The organism is Brevibacillus laterosporus (assembly GCA_007833815.1).
Lineage (GTDB): Bacteria > Bacillota > Bacilli > Brevibacillales > Brevibacillaceae > Brevibacillus_B > Brevibacillus_B laterosporus_D.
The window spans coordinates 1,160,863-1,177,956 of record CP033464.1 but is presented as its reverse complement, the minus strand read 5'-3'; the positions used below and the strand labels follow the sequence as shown (position 1 = coordinate 1,177,956).

The window sequence follows — 17,094 nt, the reverse complement described above, 5'->3', positions numbered from 1 at the left end:
GAATCTTACTCATCTTGTGCGCCTATGCTTTCAGGTAAGAGATTTAACTTTTCTCCAGTTCCTTCATCCTCATCATCTGTTTCGCGCATCTCAATTTCCTTCTCGTCCCCAGAGAGGATTTTTACGTCCATACCTAAGCTTTGAAGTTCTTTAATCAATACTTTGAATGATTCCGGAACTCCCGGTTCTGGTACGTTTTCACCTTTAACGATCGCTTCGTACGTTTTCACACGACCAACAACATCGTCAGATTTAACGGTGAGGATCTCTTGCAGAGTATATGCGGCACCGTATGCTTCAAGCGCCCATACCTCCATCTCCCCGAAGCGCTGACCACCAAATTGAGCTTTACCACCCAATGGTTGTTGCGTAACAAGAGAGTATGGTCCAGTTGAACGAGCATGAATCTTATCGTCAACCAAGTGAGCCAGTTTCAGCATGTACACGCAACCTACTGTTACACGGCGATCGAATGATTCACCTGTACGGCCATCGTATAAGAGGGTTTTACCGTCGCGATCCAAACCAGCTTCTTCAAGTGTATCAAGAACATCAGCTTGACGAGCACCATCGAAAACAGGAGTCGCTACATGAATACCCAACAATTTAGCTGCCATACCTAAATGCGTTTCAAGTACCTGACCGATGTTCATACGTGATGGTACACCCAGTGGATTCAAGACAATCTCAACTGGTGAGCCATCTGGTAGGAACGGCATATCTTCTTCCGGCATGATACGGGCAATAACCCCTTTATTACCATGTCGACCGGCCATTTTATCCCCAACGGAGATTTTACGTTTTTGTGCAATGTACACACGCACTAATTGGTTAACACCTGGAGGCAATTCATCCCCATTGTCGCGAGTAAATACTTTTACATCGACAATGATACCAGATCCACCGTGCGGTACACGTAGTGAGGTATCACGAACTTCTCGTGCCTTTTCACCAAAGATCGCATGCAATAGACGCTCTTCCGCAGTCAGTTCTGTTACACCCTTAGGCGTTACTTTACCAACAAGGATATCGCCATCGCGGATCTCAGCACCCACGCGAATGATACCACGTTCATCAAGATTCTTCAGCGCCTCTTCCCCTACGTTCGGAATATCGCGAGTAATCTCTTCTGGTCCTAATTTCGTATCACGTGCTTCTGATTCATATTCTTCAATATGGATCGACGTGTAGACGTCATCTTTAACCAGTTTTTCACTTAACAAGATCGCATCCTCGTAGTTATAACCTTCCCAAGTCATAAACGCTACGATAACGTTGCGACCAAGTGCCAATTCACCCTTCTCCGTAGACGGACCATCACCGATAATATCACCTGTTTCAATAATATCACCAGGTTGTACAATCGGGCGTTGGTTAATGCAAGTCCCTTGGTTAGAACGAATGAATTTGTGCATTTTATATTTATCTAGGTCTCCAGCAACTTGCTTGCCATCAACCTCTATATAACGTCTTACCGTTACTTCACGAGCTGTAACACGCTCTACTTTACCAGGCCATTTTGCAACGACTGCAACACCGGAGTCCTGCGCCGCTTTATGCTCCATACCAGTTCCTACAAATGGAGCTTGCGGAATTAGTAGTGGAACGGCCTGACGTTGCATGTTTGATCCCATTAGGGCACGGTTGGCGTCATCGTTCTCAAGGAACGGAATTAACGCTGTCGCAACAGATACAACCTGCTTAGGAGAGATATCCATAAAGTCTACCTTATCGCGAGGAATGTTAAGGATTTCACCTTTACGGCGGCAGATAACCATCTCGTTTGCGAATTTACCATCTTCAGCTAATGGTTGGTTCGACTGAGCTACGTTATATACATCCTCTTCGTCAGCTGTCAGGTATTCAATCTCCGTTAGCACAACGCCTGTTTCAGGATTAATCTTACGGCGTGGTGTTTCAATAAAGCCGTAATCATTAATGCGAGCAAAGGAAGACAAGGAGTTGATCAAACCAATGTTTGGTCCCTCCGGCGTCTCGATTGGACACATGCGACCGTAGTGAGAGTGATGCACGTCTCGGACTTCGAAACCAGCGCGTTCACGTGTCAAACCACCAGGTCCCAATGCAGACAAACGACGTTTATGTGTTAATTCAGCAAGCGGATTCGTTTGATCCATGAACTGAGAAAGCTGGGAGCTACCAAAGAACTCTTTGATCGCCGCAATCACAGGACGGATGTTAATCAAAGCCTGCGGAGTAATTTGATTTTGATCTTGAATGGACATGCGTTCACGAACCACACGCTCCATACGAGAAAGACCAATACGGAATTGGTTCTGCAACAATTCCCCTACAGAACGAAGACGACGGTTACCCAAATGGTCAATATCATCTGTAGTACCTACACGGTGTAGTAGGTTAATGAAATAGTTAATTGCAGAAACGATATCCGCTGGAGTAATATTTTTTACGGACATATCGATATTAGCATTACCGATAATCTTAACTACTTTACCCTCTTCATCAAAAATATCAACAGATTGAAGAGTAATTGTTTCGTTCTCTAATACTCCACCATGTGTACGTACGTCCACATAGTTTACGCCGCCTTCCAACATAGGTAGAATCTTTTCCATTACACGACGGTCAATAATTTGACCTGCTTCTGCAATGATTTCACCTGTTGTGGTATCAATCAGCGTCTCTGCAAGACGTTGGTTAAATATACGGTTTTTAATATGGAGCTTTTTATTCATTTTATAACGACCTACTGATGCTAGATCATAACGCTTCGGATCAAAGAAGCGAGAAATTAGTAAGCTCTTTGCGTTTTCTACTGTAGGTGGTTCACCTGGACGCAAGCGCTCATAGATTTCAATCAAAGCTTTCTCAGTAGAATCGGTATTATCTTTTTCAAGCGTGTTATTTACGAATTTCTCATCATGACCCAAAAGGTCTAGAATATCTTTATCAGTTCCAAAACCTAAAGAACGGAGTAACACGGTAACCGGAATTTTACGAGTACGATCGATACGCACATAAATGATATCTTTCGCATCTGTTTCAAGTTCAAGCCATGCACCACGGTTAGGAATAACAGTAGCGCTGAAAGTCTGTTTACCGTTCTTATCAATTTTAGTGTTATAGTAAACACTAGGGGAACGAACGAGCTGACTGACAATAACGCGCTCCGCTCCATTTATAATGAAGGTACCCGTTTCTGTCATCAGTGGGAAATCTCCCATAAAGACTTCTTGCTCCTTCACTTCGCCCGTCTCTTTGTTTAAAAGACGCACTTTAACACGCAATGGAGCAGCATACGTTACGTCACGTTCCTTCGACTCGTCTACGCCGTATTTAGGTTCACCTAGGCTATAATCAATAAACTCCAGCACTAAATTACCAGTAAAGTCTTGGATTGGCGAAATGTCTTGGAACATTTCTCTTAAACCAGTATCCAAAAACCATTGGTAAGATTTCTGCTGAATTTCGATTAGGTTAGGTAGTCCCAGTACTTCGTTGATTCGAGAATACGTGCGACGCTGGCGGTGCTTACCGCTCTGGACCAGTTTACCTGCCAACTCATTCACCCCTCACTTTTTGTTGCAACATCGTTTTATCAGATGTTGACCGCAACATGTCTTCCCTCTTATTTAGGAAAACGGAAAGCATCTAGTAATATAACACCAGACGCTGAAGACACAAAAATAAAAATGGGTTAACCATTTAACCTCATTTTTGATAAAAAACTCTATTCTAAAAGAATTCCCAACCTTTTACAGCTTTAACCCTATATGCTAAAAATCAGCACAAAAAGGTGTTGACAAATCAGGAATCGCTCAGTTTAGACATTTAACCCATATTGACATTTTATAATGTTAACATAAGGAAAATGCCTAGTCAAGGAGATTTGGCTATTTTCTTGCTCGAATGATAAAATAACCCTTGCTTTTTTCGACAGTTTCTACCTCTCGAAAATCTTCTTCCATTTTTTTAATAGCAGAAGGTGCTCCTTGCTTTTTTTGAATGACAACCCACATTTCACCATTAGGCGCTAAAAGCTTATAGCCTTCTGCGAAAATACGGTGCACTGTCTCTTTTCCAGCTCGGATAGGAGGATTGGTTAAGATAACATCAAACTCTCTATCCTCTACTTGTTCGTAAAGGTCACTGGCCATAATCTCCACATTGGAAACACCATTTCGCTCTGCATTCCGTTTCGCAAGTGCTACTGCCCGTTCATTTATGTCAATCATAGTAACAAGTCCCTTGTTAGCTATTGATGCAGCCGCAAACCCTATCGGACCGTAACCACAGCCTACATCAAGAACGCGCGCCTGTTCCGAAAACTGCATGGTTTCTACTAATAGTACGCTCCCAAAATCAATTCGTTCTCGTGAAAAAACACCACTATCGGTTGTAAAGTGATAGGTTTTTCCAAGCAGCTCAAAGTTAAATTCAGCTTCCTCATGTGCCGATTGTGGTCGGTTTGTGTAATAATGATCACTCATCCTCTTGCCTCCTTTCCCAAGCATTTCATGTAAGAAGAAATAAGCCTAGATAGCAGAAATCCCCCAACCTTAACGGTAAGGGGATTTCTCTATAGAAAGTAGAAGAGATTACTTAACTTCTACAACTGCACCAGCTTCTTCAAGCTTAGCTTTAACAGCTTCAGCTTCGTCTTTAGAAACGCCTTCTTTAAGTGCTTTAGGAGCGTTATCAACCAAGTCTTTCGCTTCTTTCAGGCCAAGACCTGTGATTTCGCGAACAACTTTGATTACGTTGATTTTGGAAGCTCCGCCGCTAACTAGGTTAACAGTGAACTCAGTTTGCTCAGCAGCTGCTTCAGCGCCACCAGCCATAACAGCTACAGGAGCTGCAGCAGTTACACCAAATTCTTCTTCGATTGCTTTTACTAGATCGTTCAATTCAAGAACGGACATACCTTTGATAGCTTCTAAAATTTGTTCGTGATTCATTTTAATGTCCTCCAATCTTTCTTATACCGATTAGGCGCCTTGGCCTTCTTTTTGTTCGGAAACAGCTTTAACCGCAAGCGCGAAGTTGCGAACTGGTGCTTGTAGCACGCTGAGAAGCATGGACAACAAGCCTTCGCGAGATGGTAGTGCAGCAAGTGCTTTGATTTCTTCAGCGCCTACTACTTTACCTTCGATAACTCCACCTTTGATTTCAAGTGCTTCATTTTTCTTTGCGAAGTCAGCAATGATCTTCGCAGGAGCAATTACGTCACCTTTAGAGAAAGCAATTACGTTTGGTCCCAATAGGTATTGGTCCAATTCGCTCAAGTTTTCTTGAGCTGTAGCTAAACGAGACAAAGTATTTTTATATACTTTAAATTCAATGCCAGCTTCACGCAATTGTTTACGAAGTTCAGTTACCTGAGCAACTGTAAGACCACGATAGTCAGCTACTACTGTTGTTTGACTTTCACGCAACTTAGTAGCGATTTCGCTGATTACTTGTGCTTTCTCTTCACGGATAACAGTTGGACGAATTTCTGCCATTTGTTACACCTCCCGTGCAATCAATCCTAATGTAAATTGAAAATGCCCTCGCAGACGTTTCGCGAGGGCACATATCAACAGAACGAATCTATTAATAGTACACACCTCGGAAGGGAATTAAGCAACTTACCTTTCGGTTCACTGCGCCTTCTGTCTACGGTATGACAATATTCTCTTTAACAACAGGTTCTATATTATCAACTTCTCTATCAGAAGTCAACTGTAATTATTTTACATCAACGCGTACACCAGGACCCATAGTGGAACTGATAGAAACGCCTTTCATGTAAATACCTTTAGCTGCTGCTGGTTTTGCACGGTTAAGAGCATCTGTCAGAGCTGCAAGGTTTTCAGTTAGTTTTTCAGCATCGAAAGATACTTTACCGATAGGAGCGTGGATGATACCACCTTTTTCTACACGGTACTCGATCTTACCAGCTTTGATTTCATTAACTGCTTTTGTAACATCAAATGTTACAGTACCAGTTTTAGGGTTTGGCATTAGACCTTTAGGACCTAATACGCGACCCAATTTACCTACTTCACCCATCATGTCTGGAGTAGCAACGATTACGTCGAACTCAAACCATCCACCTTGGATTTTAGCAAGCATGTCAGCATCGCCTACATAATCTGCTCCAGCTGCTTCAGCTTCTTTCGCCTTTTCACCTCTAGCAAATACAAGAACACGTTGTACTTTACCAGTACCGTGTGGCAATACAACAGCACCACGAATTTGTTGATCAGCACGTTTAGGGTCTACACCCAAACGGAATGCTGCTTCAACTGTCTCATCAAATTTAGCAGAAGCTACGTTTTTCACTAGCTCGATCGCTTCAGATACAGCATACACTTTCGTCTTGTCGATCTGCTTTGTAGCTTCTAGATATTTTTTACCATGCTTAGGCATTTGCAAATCTCCCTTCAATGTGGTCGTAGCGGTTTAATCCTCCCACAGGATGAGATACAAAGCTTGTAGTCTCATCCTTAACAAGTAATCAAAGACAAATTAGTCTTCGATTACAATACCCATAGAACGGGCAGTACCTTCAACCATACGCATAGCTGCTTCAACAGAAGCTGCGTTTAGATCCGGTTGTTTCAAGATCGCGATATCACGAACCTTATCACGTTTCAAAGTAGCAACTTTTGTCTTGTTAGGCACGCCAGAACCAGATTCGATTCCCGCTGCTTTTTTCAATAGAATTGCTGCCGGTGGAGTTTTTGTAATGAATGTGAAAGAACGATCTTCAAATACAGTAATTTCTACTGGAATGATCATTCCTGCTTCGCTTTCTGTACGAGCATTAAATTCTTTACAGAAACCCATGATATTAACCCCAGCTTGACCGAGTGCCGGACCTACTGGAGGTGCAGGGTTTGCCTTACCTGCTGGAATTTGTAGTTTAATTACGCGGATTACCTTCTTAGCCACGTAATACACCTCCTTCTTCGTGTGTGGTAATGCGGGGTACTCGCCCCTCCCACTCTACTAAATAAACCAAATGGATTTATTCAGTAGTGAGATTGAGAACCGCATTTGTCTGCAGATTCTAGAATCATCAAGAACTGTATCATATGAAACGATACTTTTCAAGATGAGTTCTTAATCCATTTTTTCAACTTGTGTGTAATCTAATTCAACTGGTGTCTCGCGACCGAAAATATCCAATAGCACGCGAATTTTTTGTTTGTCGGCCAGAATTTCAATGATTTCCCCGTCACGACCCGTGAAAGGACCATCCTTTACGGTAACCATGTCGCGAAGATCAAAATCGATCCTAACTTTCGGCGCTTCAAATCCCATTGTTTTGAGAATTGTATCCGCTTCTTCAGGAAGCAACGCTGTTGGTTTGGAACCAGCTCCAGTGGATCCGACAAAACCCGTGACCCCTGGGGTATTCCGCACGACATACCATGAATCGTCCGTCATAACCATTTCAACAAGCACGTATCCAGGAAATACCTTTTTGGTAACTGTGCGCTTTTTACCGTCTTTGTTCTCTACTTCTTCTTCAGTAGGAACAAGCACGCGAAAGATTTTGTCTTCCATGCCCATAGACTCTACACGTTTTTCCAGATTCGCTTTAACCTTGTTTTCATACCCAGAGTAAGTATGAACGACATACCACGCTTTTTCCATATCCACGAGGACGTTAGACGTCCGTCCCTCCTAAGACCCGAATATTACCTACTTCTTAATAATAAGACCGATTAGCTCTGAAATTCCAAAGTCCACCACAAACATAAATACCGCCAAGAACGTAATCGCAAGCACAACGACCGTTGTATAGCTAACCAGCTCTTTGCGATTCGGCCAGCGGACTTTTTTCAATTCAGAGACAACATCTTTTAAAAACGAACCTGTTCTGGAAAATATATTCATATTGCTACCTCCAGACTTTTCGTTCATCATTATTTCGTTTCACGATGAACTGTGTGCTTTTTATCGCGGGAGCAATACTTCTTCTTTTCGATGCGCTCAGGGTTCGTACGCTTGTTTTTCGTGCTGATATAGTTACGATCACCGCAATCGGTGCACGCCAATGTAATGTTTACTCGCATCATTGCCACCTCCATCTTTTCTAATACCTAAAGACTATAACTACAACCCAAATAAACTCGGGAAAAACCGCTACTTTTTTCCGTATGTTCATAGAAGTAACCATAGAATCTACTCTATGGCTACCAAACAAATTTATCACATCAGCTAGCTTAATGTCAACGAAATGCCTTGACAATTTTATACACTATCGTTCTAAGCAAGATTTCTTTGAAAATAATTCGACAAAAAACAGGATTTTATCGTTTATAGCCGAATACATTGCATAGACAAAGCAGTACACGAAAAATTACAGGTGCACTTCTCTACCTTCTAAATATCGTTCCAATTTTCGTTTCACTCGTTGCAAAGCATTGTCGATGGATTTTACATGGCGATCCAATTCGACCGCGATCTGTTGATAGGAACGTCCATCTAGATAAAGCATCAGTACCTGACGTTCCAAATCGCTAAGAATTTCACTCATCTTTCCTTCAATGTCGTCAAATTCTTCTCGATTAATAAACAACTCTTCAGGATCTGTTACCTTTGTTCCACAAATCACGTCAAGCAAAGTTCGATCCGAATCCTCATCATAAATGGGCTTGTCCAACGATACGTAAGAGTTAAGAGGTATGTGCTTCTGCCTTGTTGCCGTCTTAATCGCAGTAATGATCTGACGGGTAATGCATAACTCAGCAAATGCCTTAAACGAAGTGAGCTTGTCCCCTCTAAAATCCCGTATGGACTTGTACAGGCCAATCATGCCTTCCTGTACAATATCTTCACGGTCCGCCCCGATCAAAAAATAAGAACGAGCTTTGGCCCGTACGAAATTTTTGTACTTATTGATCAGGTATTCTAGGGCCTCAGCATCGTTCTCTCGTACTAACTCTACTACTTCTTCGTCGGACATCAGATCATATTGAGTATGTTTTAACTCCTTGAGGTCAACACTCACTATTATCCCTCCGACACCTGGTTACATAAGATAGTGTTATTATACATGAATCGATAAAATAGCGTCAACCAAATGCGTTTTACTCTCTTCTCCATTTTTCGAAGATTTTCGCTATTTCATCACTTAACGGAATCCGTGAAAAATACTGTTCTTCATTTGTTTTTTTTACGGTTTGGTCGATTTCCTTGTTGGCGTTCACCACTTCTAGCAACAGCTCTCTTGCCGATTTTCGCAGAGCTCCTTGCCCAAAGATGACCCGCTGAGAAGTATAGTCGGATGTTGCTACATAAATTTGTCGATTTTTCTCGAAAAACTCGTGAACTAGCCTCTCTATTTTTTCGTCAGCTGTCTCTTTTTTCTTCGTAAAATAAACCTCAATCTTAAAATCTTCCTGTTTTCTTCCGATTCCAGGAATTTTATAGGCGTCAAATACTACAATGACCCTTATTCCTGAGTAGCTTTGGTATTCAGCTAATTGGGAAATGAGGAGGTCGCGCGCCTCATCCATCTGATCCTGATCCTTCAAGACGCGCAACTGTGGCCATGCCCCAATAATGTTATAGCCATCTACAATGAGCAGCTGTTTGCTCTTTCTTTTAGCCATCTCATTTTCCTCTAGTTAAGAGTGGGTTTCGTCCTCGATATACCTCATACATTAGAATAGCCGCAGCAACAGAAGCATTGAGCGAAGTAACTTGTCCAACCATCGGCAAGCGGTAAAGGAAATCGCAGTTCTCTCGCACAAGACGACTCATGCCCTTTCCTTCACTACCGATCACCAGTGCAAACGGCATGGTGTAATCTCCTTCTCGGAAATCTTGCTTACCTGCCGCATCCGTACCAGCAATCCAGAAGCCTTTTTCCTTTAATTCCTCCATCGCACGTACAATGTTAGTCACACGAGCAACTGGTACATACTCAATAGCACCAGCAGAGGCTTTAGCAACTGTCGCTGTAAGAGAAACAGATCGACGTTTTGGTATAATGACTCCATGCGCTCCAACTGCATCAGCAGTACGCAGAATGGAGCCTAGATTATGTGGGTCTTCTAGCTCGTCTAGAATAATCACAAAAGGCACTTCATTTTTCTCTTCTGCCTTAGCTAAAATATCATCTATTTCCACATAGTCGTACGCTGCTACCGAAGCAACGACCCCTTGATGGTTATCCGAGCTAACTAGTTGATCTAACTTTTTACGGTTGGCTGTGGTAATAACTACTCCAAGATCCTTTGCAAGCGTAAAGATAGGCCCCATCTGGTTTTTATTAGCACCCTCTGCCATCCAGATTTTATTAATAGTACGCCCCGAGCGCAAGGCCTCGATAACAGGGTTTTTACCCAAAATCCACTCTTCATTCATTTCACTTAATCTCCTTCCACGATTGCAAACGCTTTTTGAATAATCTCTTGCAATCGCTCGTCTTCACCATTCAAATATAAATAGCCGATCAAGGCCTCGAAAGCTGTTGCATGCCGATAATCGACAATGTCAGCATTCTTGGCACTTGATCCAGATTTGGCATTTCTTCCACGCTTCACTTGTGCCATCTCCTCTTCAGTTAAAGAGGGCATTAGATGGTGCAAGATTGTTGCTTGTGCTTTCGCAGCCACATATCGATTTGCCGTTTTATGCAGTAAATTCGGTTTTGCAATCCCTTTCGTTATCAAATGGTAGCGTACGTAATGAGCATACGTAGCATCCCCTAAAAAGGCGAGCACTAGCGGATTAGTAAGTTTAGGATCGCGAGCTAGTGTTTCTCTTTCTATCATCATGTTATTGCTCCTTATTTTCGACGCCAACGGATACCCTGTGGTGTATCTTCAAGGATAATTCCCATCTCTTGTAGTTGATCGCGGATTTCATCAGAACGGGCAAAATTTCGAGCCTTGCGAGCTTCGGTACGTTCTACTATTAAAAGCTCAATCTCTTCATCTAATAAAGTAGCCTCTTCTTGTAAAATCAAACCCAATACAGCGGTTAGCTCTTCTAGTAGCTGACGATAAGCCTTGATTTCCGTAGCTCCTACGTTTTCATGGCGTGTATATAGGTTGGCTTCCTTGGAAATATCAAACAACACCGTAATTCCATTGGCTGTATTTAAATCATCATTCATCTCTTCTTCAAAACGCTGACGCAAACTTTCAATTAATTGCGCTTGTTCCTGCGCTATGCCATTTGGCTCTTCCACTCGTGCTGTATTCAAACGATGCCCCAGATTCACATAAGCATTTTTGATACGATCTAACCCATTAGTAGCTTGTTCTAGCATTTCATCACTAAAATTAATTGGACTGCGATAATGTCCACTTAACATGAAAAAACGAATAAGTTGACCACTGTATTTTGCAATCAAATCACGTGCTAACAGAAAATTGCCCAAGGACTTCGACATCTTTTCGTTGTCGATGTTAAGCATAGCATTATGCATCCAGTAGCGTGCAAATGGTTTTCCTGTAAAGCACTCTGATTGTGCAATTTCATTTTCATGATGGGGGAAAGTAAGATCTGTTCCACCTGCATGAATATCAATGGACTCACCTAAGAAACGAAGAGCCATTGCGGAGCACTCAATATGCCAGCCTGGACGCCCTGCTCCCCAAGGACTATCCCAAGAAATTTCTTGGGGCTTAGCTGCTTTCCAAAGAGCAAAATCAAGTGGTCCCTCTTTCTTTTCACTTACTTCAATACGTGCCCCCACTTGCAAATCATCCAATGGCTGATGAGAAAGTTTACCGTACTCTTCAAAGCGATTGGTACGGAAATAAACATCACCCGCACTCTCGTAAGCAAATCCTTTTTCAATAAGCCCCTCAATAAAGGAGATGATCTCAGGAATGGTATTCATAACCCGCGGCTGGATATCAGGCGGCAGGACATTTACCCCTTGCAGGTCCTGATTATAGGCTGCTGTATAACGATCCGCCAATTCTGCCACGGTTGTTTCTTCCTCATTTGCTTTACGAATCAACTTGTCATCTACATCAGTAATATTTTGTACAAAAGTAACCTTATAGCCTTTATACGATAAATAGCGGCGTAATGTATCAAACACAATTGCAGGACGGGCATTTCCTATATGAATATAATTATAAACCGTTGGACCGCAGACATACATTTTCACTTTGCCTTCCTCCAACGGGATAAAGGCTTCTTTTTCGCGTGACATGGTGTTATATAAGCGTATGCTCATTTTCCGACTTCTCCTTTTTAACGTGATCAAGCTCCACTTTTAATTGGGCGATTTCCTTCTGCATATCCCGAATCATTTCTAAAATCGGGTCTGGTAAATTAACATGGTCTAAATCGCATTCTACTTTCTTGCCATTTTGCATCTTAATACGCCCTGGAATCCCAACCACTGTTGAATGGGATGGTACGGGTTGGAGAACAACTGAACCCGCTCCAACTTTAGAATAATCACCAATTTTAAACGAACCAAGTACCTTTGCTCCAGAGGCGATAATGACATTGTTTCCTACCGTCGGATGGCGCTTCCCTTTTTCCTTCCCTGTACCGCCAAGGGTCACTCCTTGATATATAGTTACATCCTCGCCAATCTCACAGGTTTCTCCAATTACGACACCAGCCCCGTGGTCAATAAACATTCTCCGACCAATCGTTGCTCCTGGATGTATTTCGATTCCTGTAAAAAAACGCGTGATTTGAGATACAATACGAGCAGAGGTTTTCCAGCCTTTTTTCCACAAACTATTTGCCACTCGGTGACCCCAAATGGCATGAAGTCCTGCATAAGTAAGCACCACTTCCCACGTACTGCGTGCAGCAGGGTCACGTTCAAACACTACCTGTATATCTTCCTTCATCCTGGCAAACATGGGACTCCCCCTATTCTTTTGCCTGACCACCGATTGCTCAATGTTACAGCGTAAACGAAGCAGGCTTTACGTTCTGATAAGGCTTCTGCAGGGCAGGATGTTGCTTTTTCTCAGATGAATGCAAAAAACACCGCCTCTCACGCCTATATAGACGCAGAGACGGTGTTTTTACCGTGGTTCCACTCTGCTTAGATGAATCAACTCTACACCAAAGATAGCTAGAGTTCATCTCGCTCAATACCCTTTATCGGCGGGTCCCCCGACCAATCTACTTTCAATGATAAACATTGTGTTCAATTGGTTGCTCCCAGGTGCATTTCCAAGCAGAGTCTACAAACGGTTTCCACCTATCCCGTTCTCTCTAGAGAATCCTCTCACTTGTACTTCTCCTGTTCAACGCACGTAAATTATATGTTGTTTTTATTATAGACTAGAAATGACTTGTTGTAGACGTGCTAACACTTTTCCGCGACCAATTAAATAAATAGATTGACCAAGATCACGTCCGTGCGCCTGACCTGTAATGGATACACGTACTGGCATAAATAGTGCTTTTCCTTTATGGCCGGTTGCTTTTTGAACTGCCTTCAAGGAAGCATTAATTACTTCTACACTATATTCATCTGCAGATTCAATGTGCTCTTTAAAGCTAACAAGCACCTCTTTTACTTGAGGTTCTTTTAATACAGCTTTTGCATCTTCTTCATAAACCACTTCATCTAAGAAAAAGAGGGCAGAAAGAGGTACAATCTGAGAACAGTAAGACATTTGTTCTTGATATAGAGCTACGATTTGTGTTGTCCACTCTCTACGTTCAGGAGTCAATTCTCCTTCAAGGAAGCCAGCTTCTTGTAGATGAGGAATACACATGTCCACGATAACATCCACTGGTTTAGCTTTTAGATAGTGATTGTTCATCCAGTTCATTTTGGTACTGTCAAATACAGCTGGGGATTTGCTAACTCGATCGAAGCTGAAACGTTCGCTCAGCTCTTCTAAAGAGAAGATCTCTTGTTCCCCACCTGGAGACCATCCTAATAACACCAAGAAGTTAACAATAGCTTCTGGTAAATAACCCATATCGCGATATTGCTCAATGAATTGAATAATGCTTTCATCGCGTTTACTCATCTTTTTGCCTTCTTGATTCAAAATGAGAGCCAAGTGAGCAAATTGAGGAGCTTCCCAACCAAACGCTTCATAGATCATCAATTGACGCGGCGTGTTAGAAAGATGTTCTTCTCCTCGTACAACATGACTGATTTTCATAAGATAGTCATCGATTACAACAGCAAAGTTGTAAGTCGGGATACCATCCGGACGACAGATAACGAAATCCCCGCCCATTTCATTTGAGTCAAAGGTTACTTCGCCACGCACAAGATCATTCACCGTATAAGAACGGTTATCTGGCATAATGAAATGAACAGAAGGAACTCGTCCCTCTTGCTCATATGCAGCTTTTTGTTCTGGAGTAGTATGACGATGCTTTTCCAAAATACGAGGAGTTTCATTACGTGCAACCTGCTCTTCACGTTCTGCATCAAGCTCGTCCTTTGTTGCATAGCAGTAATATGCTTTTCCTTCATTCAATAATTGTTCAATGTATCCTTTATAAATATCCAAGCGATCCATGCAACGATACGGACCATATGGGCCACCAACATCATCGCCCTCATCCCAATCGACGCCGAGCCACTTCAAGTTTTCCATTTGTTTTTCCGCAGCATTTTCCACATTGCGGACTTGATCTGTATCCTCAATACGCACAATAAATTTTCCGCCTAAACGACGTGCATACAAATAATTAAAAAGCGCTGTACGAGCACCGCCAATATGCAGGTGACCGGTTGGACTCGGAGCATAGCGCAAACGAACTTCCTTAGTCATGATGACACCATCCTTATACCATCTCTTCCAATTATGATACTACTAGACTTACACATTGACAAGCAAACATACAGCCTGCGCAGCGATCCCCTCTCCACGTCCAGTAAAGCCTAATTTTTCCGATGTGGTTGCTTTAATATTCACTTGAGCAATATCCGTATCAAGTGCTTTGGCAATTACTTCACGCATCTGCGGAATATAAGGAGCCATTTTGGGTGCTTGTGCAATAATTGTGGCATCAACATTTCCTAATTGATACCCTCGCTCTTTTACCAAGTTCCATACATGAACGAGTAACTGTAAGCTATCTGCATCTTTAAAAGCCGGGTCAGTATCAGGGAAATGACGTCCAATATCCCCTTCTCCAATCGCTCCTAGAAGTGCGTCAGAGATCGTATGTAATAGTACATCGGCATCTGAATGTCCTAACAGACCTTTTTCATAAGGAATAGTTACACCGCCAATGATGCAGGGTCTGCCTTCCACCAGTTGATGCACATCGAAACCTTGCCCGATCCTCATTTCTTCCTCTTCCTCTCTTCCAAGCGCCTCTTCATAATCTCTTCTCCAAACCAGAGATCATCAGGAGTGGTCACCTTGATGTTTTCATAGCTACCATCAACAATTGTAACTGGGTACCCAAGCATTTCAACGAGCATAGCATCGTCTGTTCCTACTTTCCCTTGCTCAACCGCAAACTGGTGAGCCTCTTTTACAAGTGAAAGTGGAAAAGCTTGTGGGGTTTGAACCGCCCACAAGCTCTCGCGTGCCGGGGTTGCTTGAACGACTCCATCTGGACCTACGATTTTAATCGTATCCTTCACAGGAACCGCTACAACAACTGCCTGATGATCTTTTAATTTGGTTATAATGCTAGAGATCTGCTCTGCTGCGATAAAAGGTCTTGCTGCATCGTGGATCAATACATGCGTACAGCTCTCTGATAGAGCCTCAAGTCCATTTCGTACGCTATCCTGTCGCTCTGCACCACCCGTAGCCAAGATCACGGAATAAGGCATTCGCTTTCGCCATTGATCCATATCCTCGTAATCTTGTTCATTAATCACCAGAACAACTTGGGTAATTCCTGGATGTTGAACGAAAGCTTCAACCGTATGCTGAAAAATTGGTTTATGTTGCAAATGGAGCCATACCTTATTCTTACCAGCCTTCATTCGTTTCCCTGTTCCAGCGGCAACGATCACCACGCTTGTTTCCACACGTACCCTCTCCATTATGTTATCAATGCGCTACAATGCCTTCTCCAACATCTTTGGTTTCGCAAAAATCATGCGACCTGCAGATGTCTGTAGTACGCTGGTTACCAGCACATCAATCTCTAACCCAATATAATCTCGACCGCCTTCAACTACGATCATTGTACCGTCATCAAGATAAGCCACACCTTGACCGTACTCTTTCCCGTCTTTGATCACCTGCACATTCAATTCTTCTCCTGGCAGGACCACGGGTTTAACCGCATTGGCCAAATCATTGATATTAAGAACTGGAACACCTTGCAATTCACAGACCTTATTTAAGTTGAAATCATTGGTAACCACTTTACCATTAAGCACTTTCGCTAACTTAATTAATTTACTATCCACTTCCGCAATCTCTTCAAAATCTCCTTCATAAATTTGAACATTTACTTTTAATTCTTTTTGAATTTTGTTTAGAATGTCCAAACCTCTGCGTCCGCGATTTCTTTTTAATGCGTCAGATGAATCAGCAATATGTTGCAATTCTTCAAGCACGAATCCCGGAATAACCAATGCTCCTTCGATAAAACCGGTGCGACAGATGTCAGCAATGCGTCCATCAATAATAACGCTAGTATCCAAAACTTTATGTTCGACGTTAGCAGCAATGCCTCCGTTTTCCTTTTTGCTTTTCTCCTTACGACCTATAGAAAAAACCGACATAATTTCATCCCGTTTACGAAATCCCACCTGAAAGCCTAAATAACCAAGCAAACCAGAAACAAGAAGTGGTAAGAAATCTCCGAGCACTGGGATAGGTATACTATTGATCGGTAGGAATAATAAAAAGGCAACGATAAGTCCGATAATCAAACCTAAGGCTCCAAACATGACATCAGTTATAGGGAGCGTCAATAACTTTTCTTCACCCCAGCGGATTGCATTCACCAAATAATCCACCAACGTATTCGCCAAAAAATAGAACAAAATCACCCCTAGTACAGCCCCAATGTATGCTGGACGCGGAATTGTTCCAAAATTGTGCAAATCATTCAAAAATGAGAAAAATGCAGGTCCAAACTGATACCCCAGTCCTCCACCAACGATAACAAAGAAAAACTTACAGATTCGTTTTAACATAGGCTCACCTCCTCTTATTAATATAGACAGAAGAT

General features: G+C 42.4%; 19 protein-coding genes. All 19 read right to left on the bottom strand.

Features of this window, described 5'->3' with window-relative positions; translation table 11 throughout:
* Nucleotides 1-5: 5 nt before the first annotated feature.
* The 19 genes from rpoB to EEL30_06895 all read right to left on the bottom strand — a co-directional run bounded on the left by rpoB (nt 6) and on the right by EEL30_06895 (nt 17,059).
* Complete coding sequence (rpoB, locus tag EEL30_06985) at nt 6-3,542, bottom strand: DNA-directed RNA polymerase subunit beta (GenBank protein QDX92135.1); 3,537 nt, start codon at nt 3,540-3,542, stop codon at nt 6-8.
* Nucleotides 3,543-3,875: 333 nt separating this feature from the next.
* Nucleotides 3,876-4,472, bottom strand: coding sequence for a class I SAM-dependent methyltransferase (locus EEL30_06980; GenBank protein QDX92134.1), 597 nt, complete (start codon nt 4,470-4,472; stop codon nt 3,876-3,878).
* A gap of 108 nt (nt 4,473-4,580) precedes the next feature.
* Nucleotides 4,581-4,940, bottom strand: a complete 360-nt coding sequence (locus EEL30_06975; GenBank protein ID QDX92133.1) for a 50S ribosomal protein L7/L12 — start codon at nt 4,938-4,940, stop codon at nt 4,581-4,583.
* Between the two features lie 30 nt (nt 4,941-4,970).
* Nucleotides 4,971-5,486 (bottom strand): 50S ribosomal protein L10, encoded by a 516-nt coding sequence (locus EEL30_06970; protein QDX92132.1) that lies wholly within the window; start codon nt 5,484-5,486, stop codon nt 4,971-4,973.
* A 226-nt stretch (nt 5,487-5,712) separates the two neighbouring features.
* On the bottom strand, nt 5,713-6,396 hold the full coding sequence (locus EEL30_06965) for a 50S ribosomal protein L1 (GenBank protein QDX92131.1): 684 nt from the start codon (nt 6,394-6,396) through the stop codon (nt 5,713-5,715).
* Nucleotides 6,397-6,495: 99 nt separating this feature from the next.
* Nucleotides 6,496-6,921: a 50S ribosomal protein L11 gene (gene rplK, locus EEL30_06960; GenBank protein QDX92130.1), complete on the bottom strand. Its 426-nt coding sequence runs from the start codon at nt 6,919-6,921 to the stop codon at nt 6,496-6,498.
* Between the two features lie 171 nt (nt 6,922-7,092).
* Nucleotides 7,093-7,629, bottom strand: a complete 537-nt coding sequence (nusG, locus tag EEL30_06955) for a transcription termination/antitermination protein NusG (protein ID QDX92129.1) — start codon at nt 7,627-7,629, stop codon at nt 7,093-7,095.
* A 48-nt stretch (nt 7,630-7,677) separates the two neighbouring features.
* The gene (gene secE, locus EEL30_06950; GenBank protein QDX92128.1) at nt 7,678-7,872 is read right to left on the bottom strand and encodes a preprotein translocase subunit SecE; all 195 of its coding nucleotides are present in this window, start codon (nt 7,870-7,872) and stop codon (nt 7,678-7,680) included.
* Nucleotides 7,873-7,901: 29 nt separating this feature from the next.
* Entirely contained in the window at nt 7,902-8,051 is a 150-nt protein-coding gene (rpmG, locus tag EEL30_06945; GenBank protein ID QDX92127.1) for a 50S ribosomal protein L33, read from the bottom strand.
* A 287-nt stretch (nt 8,052-8,338) separates the two neighbouring features.
* Entirely contained in the window at nt 8,339-8,989 is a 651-nt protein-coding gene (gene sigH, locus EEL30_06940; GenBank protein QDX92126.1) for an RNA polymerase sporulation sigma factor SigH, read from the bottom strand.
* Between the two features lie 79 nt (nt 8,990-9,068).
* Nucleotides 9,069-9,593, bottom strand: a complete 525-nt coding sequence (locus EEL30_06935; protein QDX92125.1) for an NYN domain-containing protein — start codon at nt 9,591-9,593, stop codon at nt 9,069-9,071.
* Between the two features lies 1 nt (nt 9,594).
* Nucleotides 9,595-10,350 carry a 23S rRNA (guanosine(2251)-2'-O)-methyltransferase RlmB gene (gene rlmB / locus EEL30_06930; protein ID QDX92124.1) on the bottom strand — a complete coding sequence of 252 codons (756 nt, stop codon included), beginning with the start codon at nt 10,348-10,350 and terminating at the stop codon, nt 9,595-9,597.
* Nucleotides 10,351-10,355: 5 nt separating this feature from the next.
* Nucleotides 10,356-10,763, bottom strand: coding sequence for a ribonuclease III (locus tag EEL30_06925; protein QDX92123.1), 408 nt, complete (start codon nt 10,761-10,763; stop codon nt 10,356-10,358).
* 11 nt (nt 10,764-10,774) lie between these two features.
* The gene (locus EEL30_06920) at nt 10,775-12,181 is read right to left on the bottom strand and encodes a cysteine--tRNA ligase (protein ID QDX92122.1); all 1,407 of its coding nucleotides are present in this window, start codon (nt 12,179-12,181) and stop codon (nt 10,775-10,777) included.
* Nucleotides 12,162-12,827, bottom strand: coding sequence for a serine O-acetyltransferase (gene cysE, locus EEL30_06915; GenBank protein QDX92121.1), 666 nt, complete (start codon nt 12,825-12,827; stop codon nt 12,162-12,164). Before cysE ends, EEL30_06920 begins: the two co-directional genes overlap by 20 nt.
* 423 nt (nt 12,828-13,250) lie before the next feature.
* Nucleotides 13,251-14,720, bottom strand: coding sequence for a glutamate--tRNA ligase (locus tag EEL30_06910; GenBank protein ID QDX92120.1), 1,470 nt, complete (start codon nt 14,718-14,720; stop codon nt 13,251-13,253).
* A gap of 45 nt (nt 14,721-14,765) precedes the next feature.
* A complete protein-coding gene (locus tag EEL30_06905; protein ID QDX92119.1) occupies nt 14,766-15,239 on the bottom strand; it encodes a 2-C-methyl-D-erythritol 2,4-cyclodiphosphate synthase in 474 nt (157 codons plus the stop codon).
* Complete coding sequence (gene ispD, locus EEL30_06900; GenBank protein ID QDX92118.1) at nt 15,236-15,937, bottom strand: 2-C-methyl-D-erythritol 4-phosphate cytidylyltransferase; 702 nt, start codon at nt 15,935-15,937, stop codon at nt 15,236-15,238. Before ispD ends, EEL30_06905 begins: the two co-directional genes overlap by 4 nt.
* A 30-nt stretch (nt 15,938-15,967) precedes the next feature.
* Entirely contained in the window at nt 15,968-17,059 is a 1,092-nt protein-coding gene (locus EEL30_06895) for a PIN/TRAM domain-containing protein (protein ID QDX92117.1), read from the bottom strand.
* Between the last annotated feature and the right edge of the window lie 35 nt (nt 17,060-17,094).